9 protein-coding genes are annotated in these 13,463 nt (G+C 38.1%); 7 read left to right on the plus strand and 2 right to left on the minus strand.

Features of this window, described 5'->3' with window-relative positions; translation table 11 throughout:
- Positions 1–480: 480 nt before the first annotated feature.
- Together ACFIK2_RS03365 and ACFIK2_RS03370 are read right to left on the minus strand one after the other, a co-directional pair.
- Positions 481–1,791 (minus strand): MFS family transporter, encoded by a 1,311-nt coding sequence (locus ACFIK2_RS03365; protein ID WP_375632969.1) that lies wholly within the window; start codon positions 1,789–1,791, stop codon positions 481–483.
- Positions 1,792–2,743: 952 nt separating this feature from the next.
- A complete protein-coding gene (locus ACFIK2_RS03370) occupies positions 2,744–4,051 on the minus strand; it encodes an MFS family transporter (protein ID WP_375676881.1) in 1,308 nt (435 codons plus the stop codon).
- Positions 4,052–4,264: 213 nt separating this feature from the next.
- Between ACFIK2_RS03370 and ACFIK2_RS03375 the strand changes: the two genes are divergently transcribed.
- The 7 genes from ACFIK2_RS03375 (at position 4,265) to ACFIK2_RS03405 (ending at position 13,157) form a co-directional block, all read left to right on the plus strand.
- On the plus strand, positions 4,265–5,059 hold the full coding sequence (locus ACFIK2_RS03375; RefSeq protein ID WP_375618242.1) for a thymidylate synthase: 795 nt from the start codon (positions 4,265–4,267) through the stop codon (positions 5,057–5,059).
- A complete protein-coding gene (locus tag ACFIK2_RS03380; RefSeq protein ID WP_375632965.1) occupies positions 5,056–5,565 on the plus strand; it encodes a dihydrofolate reductase in 510 nt (169 codons plus the stop codon). The genes ACFIK2_RS03375 and ACFIK2_RS03380 overlap by 4 nt, the downstream gene beginning before the upstream one ends.
- Before the next feature lie 119 nt (positions 5,566–5,684).
- On the plus strand, positions 5,685–6,824 hold the full coding sequence (hflK, locus tag ACFIK2_RS03385; RefSeq protein ID WP_375632963.1) for an FtsH protease activity modulator HflK: 1,140 nt from the start codon (positions 5,685–5,687) through the stop codon (positions 6,822–6,824).
- 2 nt (positions 6,825–6,826) lie between these two features.
- Positions 6,827–7,765 carry a protease modulator HflC gene (hflC, locus tag ACFIK2_RS03390; RefSeq protein ID WP_375628861.1) on the plus strand — a complete coding sequence of 313 codons (939 nt, stop codon included), beginning with the start codon at positions 6,827–6,829 and terminating at the stop codon, positions 7,763–7,765.
- 151 nt (positions 7,766–7,916) lie between these two features.
- Positions 7,917–9,440: a Do family serine endopeptidase gene (locus ACFIK2_RS03395; protein WP_375632961.1), complete on the plus strand. Its 1,524-nt coding sequence runs from the start codon at positions 7,917–7,919 to the stop codon at positions 9,438–9,440.
- A 774-nt stretch (positions 9,441–10,214) separates the two neighbouring features.
- Positions 10,215–11,087 (plus strand): tRNA (adenosine(37)-N6)-dimethylallyltransferase MiaA, encoded by an 873-nt coding sequence (miaA, locus tag ACFIK2_RS03400; RefSeq protein ID WP_375634613.1) that lies wholly within the window; start codon positions 10,215–10,217, stop codon positions 11,085–11,087.
- A 270-nt stretch (positions 11,088–11,357) separates the two neighbouring features.
- The gene (locus ACFIK2_RS03405) at positions 11,358–13,157 is read left to right on the plus strand and encodes an acetolactate synthase 3 large subunit (protein WP_375676882.1); all 1,800 of its coding nucleotides are present in this window, start codon (positions 11,358–11,360) and stop codon (positions 13,155–13,157) included.
- The last annotated feature ends 306 nt before the right edge of the window (positions 13,158–13,463 follow it).

The raw sequence follows: 13,463 nt of genomic DNA on the forward strand, positions 1-13,463 counted from the left end.
GTTATCATATTGCATTTAAAGGGAGAGAACATTGAAAAGTAGATCAAGATACCTTTAAACTTTATGAGAAGAATGCAATTATTGGAATCATACCGGAAGATCATAGAAGAGATGGTCTTTATGAACAGAAAGCTCAAAAACTGAAAATATTTCATAAAGCTTAAGTAATGTAAAAGGGGATTTTGTGTCTTTACTTATCTTATTGTATCATAACATATCATCATTTAGGAGGGTGAGGTAAGCCTCAGATAAGGTTTTCCGTATGAGGTGTTTTTTAGATATCGTGATAAATATTTAGGGTAGGGCTGCCCATAGAATCTTATCAAGTAAATTACATAAAGAGGCAGTAACTATAGACAATTTAAGAGAAACTGAGTCGTTTGTAAGACGAATGTAGGGCGGGCTTTTCGTTCTTTACTAGGGTGGAGAGGAGATCAAAAAAAGCCCAATTTCTTGGGCTTTTTTATCCAGAAAATAAGTTTAATGAAGTCTATCGTCTTTATCGAGATATCCTCCTTTATCTATATCGGGCATAAGAAGAATAGAGATGAGTGCAATGACCATCATACCAACGATGTAAAAAAAGAAAACAGATTCGTATCCCATATTTTTTAATCCAAGCGCTACATATTCAGCAGAACCGCCAAAGAGTGCGTTGCCAATGGCAAAAGCAAATCCAACACCAATTGCTCGGATTGAAGCAGGGAACAATTCTGCTTTTATGATACCAGCAATGGACGTATAAAAACTCATAACACAGAGTATTCCAATAATAATTAAGAGTGCTGTCCATGGATTATGGGCATTACCGATCATTTTAAGTACAGGAATGGTGCAGATAATGGATAATGCCCCCCAACTAATGAGTGAAGCTCTTGCTCCAATTTTATCGGCTAGGGAACCAAAAAGGGGTTGGAGTAGCACAAAAACAAAGAGGGCGGCAGTCATTATCGTTGTTGCGGTTTGTTTATCAAAGCCCGTGGTTGTGATCAGATATTTTTGCATATAAGTGGTGTATGTATAAAATGTGAGTGATCCACCAGCTGTAAAGCCAACAACCAAAAAGAAAGCTTTTTTATGATTGCGAAAAAGTTCTCGAAGACTACCAGCATGTTTTTCAGAGCGGCTTTTGTGGGTTGTTGTTTCATGGAGCAAACTACGCAGATAAATTGCAACGATTGCTCCAAAGCCACCAATCACAAAAGGAATACGCCATCCCCACGCTTTTAACTGATCTTCAGTAAGGTAAAGGGCTAAAATAAATATTATAAAACTTGCGAGAAGTTGACCTGAGATCGTTGTTGCATATTGAAAAGAAGCAAAGAGCCCGCGACGATTTTTCGGTGCAACTTCGCTCATATAAGTTGCTGCTGTACCATATTCACCGCCAACGGAAAGTCCTTGAAACATACGGACTAAAAGGAGAAGAAATGCTGCTGTTATTCCCAAGGTTTTATAAGTGGGAAGTATGGCAATGAGAAAAGAGCCACCACACATCATAAAAACAGAAATAAGCATTGAGCGTTTGCGTCCGTAACGATCGGCAATGCAGCCAAAGAGCCATGCTCCAATTGGACGCATAAGAAAGCCAATAAAAAAGATTCCTGCCGTTTTTAACAGTTGTGTAACAATATCTTCATCTTCAGGAAAAAACTGTGATGCAAAATAAACCGATGCAAAGGAGTAAGCATAAAAGTCGTACCATTCTACCAGATTTCCTGATGCGCTGGATATGATAGCAAAAATACGTTTCCTTGTATCATGTGGATCTAAAGTTGTTTGATTATTCATGAAGTATTCCCCTTTTAGATTTATAACTTTTCTTCTTTTTAAAGCTATTTACGATGTGCATTATAAAAACGCCATTGTATCATGATAATTTTTTAGGGAAACATAAAGATTTTTTCTAGAGCTATCAGTGGTGTTTTGGGCTCATGGTGTTGTTATATTGCGTAAATCATACGCTTTTTACTATCCTTAAGGAAATATTATTTTTTGTTTGATTGTGAATTATTTGCATATGCAGAGTGTTTATGAAGATATGATACTCTTTAGTTTATATGCTTGATGTTGTTTCGTAAAATGATGTTATTGACTATTGCATGCAAGGTTGGTGTATCTGTTAAAATACTTTTTATGAATGATCTTAAGTGTTAAGGGGGAGTACAATATTAAGAGTTCATCAATAATATAATGATAGCGGCTTGCACTTTTATTAAGTGTAAAGAGAGTAGTGCCCATGTTTATACTTTACGGGGCTTTTACGTTATGTCATTCACGAGTGCCGTTGTGAAATGGAGTTGGGTGCATTGAGAAATGTTTCTCAAAAAAGTGTGTGAATTCATAATATAATGGTATTTTCTATTTTTCATGAAAGGATTTGTGTTGCATGAGGGGTACCATTAAGAACGTATTAAACAAAATCATGAGTGTAATCTTTATTATTGATAAAATTTCTTGAAAGATAATCACTTGTCTTCGACTTTGAGTGGGAATGGGAATATTAAAATAAATCAAACGTTTTTTATCTTCAGTGAATTAAATTCAGTAAAAGAAGTATTTATTACATAATAATATGAAGCCATTTATTTTTATAAGCGGCGTGTGCAGGAGGGAACATTGCTTCTTTAGAGTGTTTGAAGGGATAAAAAATTGTGAGCTTTAAACTGCTATCGGAAAGAATATAAAAAAGCCCAGAATACTGGGCTTTTTTGTTAAAATCCTTGTTTTTTAACATTAAAGGTTAATGAATATCGTCTCCTTGTAAATACCCTTTTTTGCGAGCATCTGGCATTAAGAGAACAGAGATGAATGCAATAATCATCATGCCGGTTATATAAAAATAGAAGACAGATTCATATCCAAGATCTTTTAATCCAAGCGCAACATATTCAGCAGAACCGCCAAACAGTGCGTTGGCAATAGCATAAGAGAGCCCAACTCCTATTGCTCGTACTGAAGCGGGAAACATTTCTGATTTTACAATGCCAGAGATAGATGTATAAAAGCTCATAATGCAGAGCATTCCAGTAATGACTGATAAAGCAATCCATGTACTATCAGTACTACCAATCATATTAAGTCCAGGAATGGTAAAGATAATAGATAAGACACTCCAAATAAGGAGTGAAGTTCTTGTTCCAATTTTATCTGCAACAGCACCAAAGAGGGGTTGGAGTAACATGAAAACAAAGAGTGCAGCTGTCATGATTGTTGTGGCTGTATGTTTATCAAAGCCAGTGGTTGTGATCAGATATTTCTGCATGTAAGTCGTATAGGTGTAGAATGTGAGCGATCCTCCAGCTGTAAAGCCAATAACCAGAAAGAAAGCTTTTCGGTGGTTGCTCAGAAGTCCCCTAATACTACCAGCTTGTGCACTAGAACGACTTTCTTTGGTCGTTGTCTCATGGAGTGTGCGGCGTAGATAAATCGCAACAATTGCTCCTAGTCCACCAATGGCAAATGGAATACGCCAGCCCCACGCTTTTAGCTGATCTTCGGTGAGATAAAGCGCTAAAATGAATATAACGAGACTGGCTAGAAGTTGACCACCAATCAGTGTGGTATATTGGAAAGAGCTAAAAAATCCTCGGCGATTTTTGAGGGCGATTTCGCTCATATAAGTTGCTGTTGTACCATATTCACCACCGACAGAAAGCCCCTGAAGCATTCTGAGTAAAAGTAAAAGAATTCCTGCTGCCATTCCAATGGTTTCATAGGTAGGAAGTAGGGCGATTAAGAACGAACCACCACACATCATAAAAACAGAGATAAGCATTGAGCGTTTGCGTCCATAACGATCGGCAATGAAGCCAAAAAGCCATCCGCCGATTGGGCGCATAAGAAAACCAATAGCAAAAACACCCGCCGCTTTTAAAAGTTGCGTAACGTCATTGCCATCTGAGGGAAAGAATTGTGATGCAAAATAAATAGATGTAAAGGAATAAACATAAAAGTCATACCATTCTACTAGATTACCTGATGCACTGGACACGATAGCCCAGATACGTTTTCTTGTATCATGTGGTTTTAAAGCTTCTTGTTTTTCCATAGTCGATCCCTTTATTTCATGTTCATCCATCTTTGTTCATTTATGTCATTTTTTTAGAAGCTGTCTATAGTATTTTATCTTTTGCATCAAAAATTTAGTCAGATCATGATAATTTCTTGTGTAAGATGTTTTTGGAAAAAGATTTGAATTATCTTTGTACGGATTTTACAGTTTTTATTTTCTATAATGAGAAGAATCGGACATAATAGTCCTATGAAATCATATCTTGCTCTTTTATCTCATGTTTTAAATCAGGGTATTGATCGGACAGATCGAACGGGTGTTGGAACGCGATCTATTTTTGGGTATCAGATGCGCTTTGATTTACAAGCAGGATTTCCGTTGTTGACAACAAAGAAACTACACTTACGTTCAATTATTTATGAACTTTTGTGGTTTCTTAAAGGCGATACAAATATCGCTTGGTTGAAAGAGCATGGTGTGTCAATTTGGGACGAGTGGGCTGATGAAAAGGGAAATCTTGGTCCTGTTTATGGTTATCAGTGGCGTTCTTGGCCTGCTCCTGATGGACGCCATATTGATCAAATTAACAATCTTTTAACGATGATTAAGGAAACGCCAGATTCTCGTCGCTTGATTGTGTCAGCTTGGAATCCTGCATTAATAGAGGAAATGGCGTTGCCTCCGTGTCATTGTCTTTTTCAATTTTACATTGCGGAGGGGAAATTATCTTGTCAACTTTATCAGCGTTCGGCGGATATTTTCTTAGGTGTTCCATTCAATATTGCATCCTACGCATTGCTAACGATGATGATTGCGCAAGTAAGCGGTCTTAAAATAGGCGATTTTATTCATACTCTGGGAGATGCTCATCTTTATTCTAATCATTTTGAACAGGCAAAATATCAATTGTCTCGTATACCAAATGCTTTGCCATGTATGCGCATAAATCCAGCGGTAACAGATCTTTTTTCTTTTCAATTTGAGGATTTTGAGTTGCTTAATTATGAAGCACAACCCCATATTAAAGCGCCGGTAGCAATATGACGATTTCCATTTGTTTAATTGCTGCTGTTGCAGAAAATGGTGTTATCGGTCGTGAAGGTGCAATGCCGTGGCATTTATCGACGGATTTGCAACGCTTTAAAGCTTTGACGTTGCGTAAGCCCATTATTATGGGAAGAAAAACTTGGGATTCTATTGGGAGACCTTTACCAGAGCGTACAAATATCGTCATTACGCGTGATTGTACCTTTTGTGCTGAAGGGGCTGTTGTTGCTCACTCTTTATCGCAAGCTTGTTCTCTTGCAACAAATGTTGCTTCTCAAAATGATGTAGAGGAAATTTTTATTATTGGTGGGGGTGAAATTTTTCAACAAGGGTTGCATATGGCTGATAAAATATTCCTTACAGAAGTTTTAGCTTCTATAGAAGGTGATAGTTTTTTTCCTGTTTTTGATAAAGAAAAGTGGACTATTGTGCAAACACAAGATATTCCAAAAGGGGATAAAGATAGTCATCCGACACGTTTTGTTGTTTATGAGCGGAAATAATTTTTTGTAATATGAAGTGGAAGGGTTTATCAGTTGTATTGTAATGAGGTAAGAGACACCCTATAAGATCAAGCAAATGGTTGGTGTTCGAGTAGTGGTAATCAGTTAAAGAGGTGATAATGCCCTGGACAAATCAAAATGGTGGTGGCCCGTGGAGTGGCGATAAAAACAGTGGTGACAAAAAAACACCAGCTAAGAATCTCTTTGGTTCTGGTGGCGGTAATGGTGGTGAAAATGGTCCTAATCTTAATGAAATTTTGCGCAAAGGGCAGGATCAGTTTAAACAATTCGGGAGAAGCAGTTTTTCTGTTTTATTCCTTCTGCTTATTGTGTTTTTTTGGCTATACCAGTCAATTTATATTGTTCAGCAAAATGAACAAGCGGTAGAGTTGCGCTTTGGCATCCCTAAAGAAGGCATTATTGGTGATGGGTTGCATTTTCATTTTTGGCCAATTGAGACCTATATGAAAGTACCTTTAACGGAAAAAACAATCGCGATTGGTGGGAAGCCCGGTCAGGCGCAACAAAGTGATGGTTTAATGCTTTCGAGTGATCAAAATATCGTTAATGTTAATTTTTCCGTTTATTATCGGATTTCATACCCTAGTCAGTTTTTATTCAATGTGAATGATCAAGAGGGAACTGTCCGCCAAGTTGCTGAGAGTGCAATGCGTGAGGTCATTGGTTCGCGGCCGGTTGATGATGTTTTACGTGACAAGAAAGAAGAAGTTGCTAATGACGTTAGAAAGATTATCCAGTTGACTGTGGATAAATATCAACTTGGTGTCGAAATAAGCCGTGTTTCTATCAGTGAAGCTGCTCCTCCGACAAAGGTTGCTGCTGCGTTTAATTCTGTTCAGCAGGCGGAGCAGGAACGTGGAAGAATGATTGAAGAGGGGAATCGTGTGCGTTTTACGAAAATTGGTTTAGCAAATGGTGAAGCTTCACGCACACGGGAAATCGCAAAAGGTGAAAAGGCACAAATGGTTGAAGAGGCAACAGGGCGTGCTGAACGTTTTCAGGCGATAGCTCGAGAGGCTGCGATTTCACCAGAAGCTGCTCGCTACCGTCTCTACATGGAGACGATGGGGCGGATTCTTTCTTCACCAAATAAGCTGGTTCTTGATCAGGCAAATTCTCCAGCGATGCCTTATTTGCCTTTGAACGAATTGTTGCGTAGCAAGTCATCGGAAAAAGTAAAGGCAACATCAGCGCGTCCTGCGTTACTCTTAGATTCTCGTATTTCTGGAGGAGATTAATTATGCAGCAATCTCGCTTTTTGTTTGTTTTTAGTGCTATAGTGTTTGTTTTGATGATTTTGTGGATGTCCGTTTTTATCGTCTATCCTCGTCAACAGGTAGCAATTAAGCGTTTTGGACAAATTGTTCAGGTAGAATCTAATCCTGGAATCTATTTCAAGGCGCCCTTTATCGATAAGATGATCATTGTTGATAATCGGTTATTGCGTTACGATGTTCCTACACAATCTGTACAGGTTCGTGGTGGTGCGTATTATGAGGTGGATGCGTTCTTTATTTACCGTATTACAGATCCTAAGTTGTTTTTACAGCGCATTGCTTCTGGGCGTCCACAAATTGCGGCACGTGAAAACCTTGCACCACGGTTTATTGACGCTTTGCGTGCTGTTTATGGTAAGCGAGAATTTAAAGCAGCCTTATCGGATGAACGAGGCGCGATGATGGCTGAAGTACAGAAGCAATTTTCTGTAGATGCAGGTTCGTTGGGTATTGCCATTGTTGATGTGCGTATTCGTAAAACCGATTTGACTGATGCTGTTTCAGAAGATGTCTATCGGCAAATGGCAGCTGAACGTGAAGCTGCTGCGGAAAATATCCGGGCTCGTGGTCAGCAGGAGCGAGATCGTATTGTGGCAGAAGCTAATCGTGAATATGAAGAAATTGTAGCAGCTGCAAAGCGTGATGCTGAAATTACCCGTGGTGAAGGTCAAGCTGAAAGTATTCGTCTTTTATTGAATGCGAGGGAGGCTAATCCGTCTTTTTACGATTTTTGGTTGGCGATGGAACAATACAAGAATTTAGAGAAAACACCGATGGTGATTTCTCCAAATGAGGATTTCTTTTTCTATTTTCGTAATCCGCCGCAGGCAAATAAAGCATTCTTACCGACAATGAATACTGGCCTCAGTAAAACTGATCCAAAATCGGGAGAGAATAGATAAAATAATGGATTGCAGATACGAGATTTTGCATGAAAAGAATGATCTGTGACCATTTTCTTTTATGGTAAAAGTGGTAGAGAGTATCGAGCCGTGCTGGTTTTCCGTATATAAATTTAGTGGGGCTCTTTGCATCTTTGATTAAAGGCATGTCATGGATAGAAGTGTCGTGAGTAAAAATACGTTTTTAAAGTTTTTTATCACAAGAGTTGTTTTTTGTGTGACTTTGTTTCTATCAGGATCAGTGAGTTTGTCTTGGGGAGCCGAGACAAGCAAGGCATTGCTTTCTATTCCTGATTTAGCTTCTGAGCTTTTGGAAACAGTTGTGAATATTTCCACGGCGCAGACTGTTGAAGGAACAGAACAGGATGCAAACACCTCGGTACCCGTTATCCCAAAAGATTCATTGCTGGAGGAATATTTTAGTGATTTTTTTATACCCAAGGATGGTCAAAAAGATAGTCAATTTCAAAAGGTGCGTTCTTTAGGGTCTGGTTTTGTGATTGATGCGCAAAAAGGGATTATTGTTACAAATTATCATGTTATTGTAGATGCTGATGATATTGAAGTTAATTTTACGGATGGTACAAAACTAAAGGCAAAGCTTCTTGGAAAGGATAGCAAAACTGATTTGGCGTTGCTTCAAGTCGATGCAGGAAGTAAAAAATTAAAAGCTGTGCGTTTTGGTGACTCAGAAAAAGCACGTATTGGTGACTGGGTTATGGCTATTGGTAATCCTTATGGTTTTGGTGGAAGTGTGACGGTTGGTATTATTTCTGCACGTAACCGTGATCTTAATGCTGGTCCCTATGATAATTTTATTCAAACAGATGCAGCAATTAATCGGGGCAATTCTGGTGGTCCGTTATTTGATAGAAATGGTGAAGTCATTGGCATTAATACAGCAATTGTTTCACCTTCGGGAGGATCTATCGGTATTGGATTTGCTATTCCATCGGATATGGCTCTTTCTGTTATTAATCAATTGCGTGATTTTGGAGAAATAAGGCGTGGTTGGTTGGCTATTCGTATTCAGCCGGTAACAGAGGATATTGCAAAAAGTTTAAAATTGGACAATGCTGTGGGAGCATTGGTGGCTGGTAAAATAGAACAGACGGAAGAAAATAATGTAGATAATAGCCAGTTACAAACTGGAGATGTTATTCTTTCCTTTGGTAATTCCAAAATTAAGCATGCACGTGATTTGCCGCGTTTAGTTGCAGAAAGTTCAGAAGGAAAAGTGGTGGACGTTACTATTTTACGCAATGGGCAAGAAGAAACAGTAAAAGTTAAGCTTGGACGTTTGATTGAAACAGATCCAAATGAAGATACAGAAGAAGTTGCTGATAAAAAAAATCAAGATCTGTCGAAAAACGTGACAATGCAATTTATGGGAATGACGTTATCTGAACTGACAGAGGATTTGCGTCATCGTTATTCAATTTCAGATAAACTTCGAGGATTAGTGGTGACAGCTGTTGCACAAAATAGTGCAGCGGATAAAAAGCGTATTCGCGTTGGTGAAGTGATTGTTGATATCAATCAGAGTTCTATCACAACAATTGATGAGGCTAAAAAACGTATTCATAAATTACGTGAAGCTGGACGCAAAAATGCTCTATTTATTGTAGCGCGTCCAGATGGAGAGTTACGGTTCGTAACGCTCCTAATGGATTGATCCTTAAAAATTATTTTTTTGTTTTTTATCAGCCTTAGTAATGGGATATTTTGCAAGTCAGGCATGTGATATCCAATGTTTCTCAAGCTCATTTCACGATAGAGAGCATGGGGTGTGCAATATAAAATCCATTGGGCAGCTCTGTTTCTACGTTAAATAAAAGTACAAGTTGGCACCATCATAGATTTGCTAGTTTCCAATCTTGCAACAGCCTAGACTTTGAAATGCTGCATAAGAGATCTATGTTTTGTGTTTAAGTCAATTATTATTATAAATAATGTTTTATTTAGTGAGACTTTTAGTCCTTTGTGATTGTACTTTATGTGCTATGGAGAACGTTTTTTTCACTTCAGTTTGAAAAAAACTATCTTAGAGAAAAATCATATTAGACTAAATTAGTTATATATATTTACACCTTTCTTGGTGATGGATGAAGAAATAGTTATAAAAAAGAGAGCGTGAAGAAGACAAGTTCTGAATCTCCTATTATAAAGCAGATTAGTATACTGTTTTTATAGGAAAAAATAAAGCTGTTTGATTGTATAGGTTAAGCTCAGTATTATTATTCATAAATAATGACAAAGAATATGTTTGTTTTTAATGGACTAACGGACAGAATGATTATGGCTGTAGTTTACTATTGAACTATGATAGCAAAAATGCTTGGAAATTCCTTTGGTGTTGTTATTAAGCCCATTTTTTATAAATTTCATAGGGGGCTTTGGTGGTGTCTGCATGTTGCAATAAGTTATTGATTGGGAGAAATTGCTATTCATGACACAGAGAAAAGTTACATTAATAGCGGGGCCAACGGCAAGTGGGAAGTCAGAACTTGCCTTGCAAATGGCTCAAGAAAAGAATGCTCTCATTATTAATACTGATTCAATGCAGGTTTATGATGTTTTAAATATTTTAACGGCACGGCCGGGGGAGGCTGATATCGCGATTGTTCCCCATTATCTTTATGGTCATGTGAGTCCTACTTTGAATTATTCAGTAGGGCAATGGTTGTGTGATGTCGAGAAGCTATTGGCTACTTTTTCTTTAAAATCAGTTATTTTTGTTGGTGGGACAGGACTTTATTTTCGTGCTCTTTTAGAGGGGATTTCGGAAATCCCTCATGTTCCAAATGTTGTGCGGCAGAAGTGGCGTTTGCTGCTTGATAAAGAGGGACCTGAAAGTCTTTATCGCCAGTTGTTTCAGATTGATGCTGTTGTTGCTGAAAAAATTTCTTCGCACGATAGACAGCGTATTGTACGTGCTTTGGAAGTTTATGATGCAACCGGTAAGACGCTCAGTTGGTGGCAGAAACAAAAAACAACACCTATCATTGCGCCGAATTTGACCGAAAAAATTCTTCTCATGCCACCACGTCCTCTGCTTTATGAACGTATTCATAAACGCTTGGATTCTATGATTGAAAGAGGAGCTTTAGAAGAAGTGGTGGCTATGAAAAAACTTAAACTTTCCTCTTCATTACCAGCAATGAAGGCTATTGGTATACCTGAGTTTATGGCTTATTTGGATGGATATAGAAGCTTTGAGAATGCTCTTGAAGCGGTGAAAATACAAACGAGGAGATATGCAAAAAGACAAATGACATGGTTTCGTAATCAATTTGATGAAGAATGGGTGCTTACTTTTTGATAAAAGAGTTAGAGCTTTGCAAAGAAACTTATCGAAAGATAAAAGATAATTCGTGAAAAAGAAATTTTTTAGAAAATATAATTTTTTATTGACGAATGGTATCAATGGAATTAGAAATCTTCCTACAAGGAATTTTTTATATATTTTATACGTTGGAATAATGGGGGTAATCATACAGTATGTGTTGTGTAATGGGCTCCTTTGGGGGCTTTTTTTATGAGCTCCGTTAGGGGCTTTTTTATTGTCCTATAAAGTAGGTGAGTGGGAAAAATGAGAAATGATCCAAGAAAGCAAGAGAGTGCAGATGGAAAAATAATGTCGGGCGCTGAAATAGTGGTTCAAGCTCTTATAGATCAAGGCGTTGAACATATTTTTGGTTATCCTGGTGGGGCTGTTTTGCCTATTTTTGATGTTCTTTATCACCAAGATACACTCCAGCATATTTTGGTGCGCCATGAACAAGCCGCAGGGCATGCGGCTGAAGGCTATGCACGCAGCACAGGGAAGGTAGGGGTTATGCTTGTGACTTCTGGTCCAGGGGCAACGAATGCTGTTACACCTTTGCAAGATGCTCTTATGGATTCGATACCTCTTATTTGTTTTTCTGGGCAGGTGTCAACAACGGTGATTGGAACAAATGCTTTTCAAGAGGCTAATACAGTTGGAATTACAAAGCCTTGTACGAAGCGTAATTGGCTGGTTAAAAATGTCAATGATCTTGCGGCTATTATTCATGAAGCTTTTTTTCTTGCTCAATCAGGTCGTCCTGGTCCGGTTTTGATTGATATTCCTAAGGATGTTCAATTTGCTTCAGGATTTTATAGAGCACCTCAAGTTCAGGAGTTTTTACATTCTTTTCCATCGATGAAAGGGAATACTAAGGCTATTGAATCTGCCGTTTCTCTTTTAGTTGAGGCAAAACGCCCTATTATTTATTCTGGTGGTGGTGTTATTTCATCGGGGATGAAAGCTATACAGCTTTTACGTAATTTGGTTCAATTGGGGGATTTTCCGATTACTTCAACATTAATGGGACTTGGTGCTTATCCTGCTTCCGGTAAAAATTGGCTTGGAATGCTTGGAATGCATGGAACCTATGAGGCTAATATGGCCATGCATGATTGTGATGTCATGTTAGCTGTTGGAGCACGATTTGATGATCGTATCACCGGGCGCCTTGATGCATTTGCACCTCATGCGCGTATTATTCATATTGATATTGACCCTTCTTCTATCAATAAAATTGTAAAAGCAGAAGTTCCAATTATTGGTGATGTGGCTTGTGTTTTAGGAGATATGACGCAACTCTTAAAGATACAGCAACCAGCGTTTAACAGTGAAGTCCGTGAGGCGTGGTGGACGCAAATTAACCGTTGGAAAGCTCGTAATTCATTGGCATATGCGGAGAAAAAAGATGTCATTATGCCGCAATATGCTCTTGAACGGCTGTATGCTTTTACCAAAGATGCGAATGCTTATATTACAACGGATGTCGGGCAGCATCAGATGTGGGCAGCGCAGTATTATCATTTTGATGAACCAAAACATTGGATGACTTCTGGTGGTCTTGGAACGATGGGGTATGGTTTACCTGCTGCTATAGGTGTTCAAATAGCGCATCCTGATGCGCTTGTTGTGTGTATTTCTGGTGATGCCTCCATTCAGATGAATATTCAAGAGCTTGCAACAGCTATTCAGCATGACACACCGGTGAAAATTTTCATTTTAAATAATCAGTATATGGGGATGGTTCGCCAGTGGCAGCAATTGCTGCATGGTAATCGTCTTTCTCATTCTTATACGGAATCTATGCCTGACTTTGTGAAATTGGCACAAGCTTATGGAGCCGTAGGAATTCATTGTTCAAAACCCGATGAACTTGATGATAAAATTCAGCAAATGATTGACTGTGATAAGCCTGTTCTTTTCGATTGTCGTGTTTATCATTTAGAAAATTGTTTTCCTATGATCCCATCAGGATGTGCCCATAATGAGATGTTATTACCCGATGAGGCAAGCGAAGAAGCTATTGCAAATGCTATTTCTTCTGAGGGAAAGATTCTTGTATAAAATGAATATATTAATAAAATAGTGAAGGATGGTGATGATGAAGTCTTTGGAGTCTTCATCTCTTTCTCTTCTTTGTGGAGAGTTTCTATTATCCTTAGAGCTCATTTTATGATTTTCATTCTGTGTTTAAAGACATGGGGTGTATTATTATTTGTTCATCTAAAAAATGTTATAAGTCGTGTGCCCAATTATGTTTGAATTTATTTGTACGCGATGTTTGTTTTTTTAATTCATATGTTCACATTAATAGCTATTTCGTTGCATTTTTTAGATAATACATTGAATTATCTGTTATAAATTAATTAT

Source organism: Bartonella sp. AP88XZML, from assembly GCF_042195565.1.
In the GTDB taxonomy this organism is placed as follows: Bacteria; Pseudomonadota; Alphaproteobacteria; order Rhizobiales; family Rhizobiaceae; genus Bartonella.

What these genes read in the sequence shown, in the direction of transcription:
- ACFIK2_RS03365 (WP_375632969.1), bottom strand. Translation starts at nt 1,791, where the DNA reads ATGAATAATCAAACAACTTTAGATCCACATGATACAAGGAAACGTATT.
- ACFIK2_RS03370 (WP_375676881.1), bottom strand. Translation starts at nt 4,051, where the DNA reads ATGGAAAAACAAGAAGCTTTAAAACCACATGATACAAGAAAACGTATC.
- ACFIK2_RS03375 (WP_375618242.1), top strand. Translation starts at nt 4,265, where the DNA reads ATGAAATCATATCTTGCTCTTTTATCTCATGTTTTAAATCAGGGTATT.
- ACFIK2_RS03380 (WP_375632965.1), top strand. Translation starts at nt 5,056, where the DNA reads ATGACGATTTCCATTTGTTTAATTGCTGCTGTTGCAGAAAATGGTGTT.
- hflK (WP_375632963.1), top strand. Translation starts at nt 5,685, where the DNA reads ATGCCCTGGACAAATCAAAATGGTGGTGGCCCGTGGAGTGGCGATAAA.
- hflC (WP_375628861.1), top strand. Translation starts at nt 6,827, where the DNA reads ATGCAGCAATCTCGCTTTTTGTTTGTTTTTAGTGCTATAGTGTTTGTT.
- ACFIK2_RS03395 (WP_375632961.1), top strand. Translation starts at nt 7,917, where the DNA reads ATGGATAGAAGTGTCGTGAGTAAAAATACGTTTTTAAAGTTTTTTATC.
- miaA (WP_375634613.1), top strand. Translation starts at nt 10,215, where the DNA reads ATGACACAGAGAAAAGTTACATTAATAGCGGGGCCAACGGCAAGTGGG.
- ACFIK2_RS03405 (WP_375676882.1), top strand. Translation starts at nt 11,358, where the DNA reads ATGAGAAATGATCCAAGAAAGCAAGAGAGTGCAGATGGAAAAATAATG.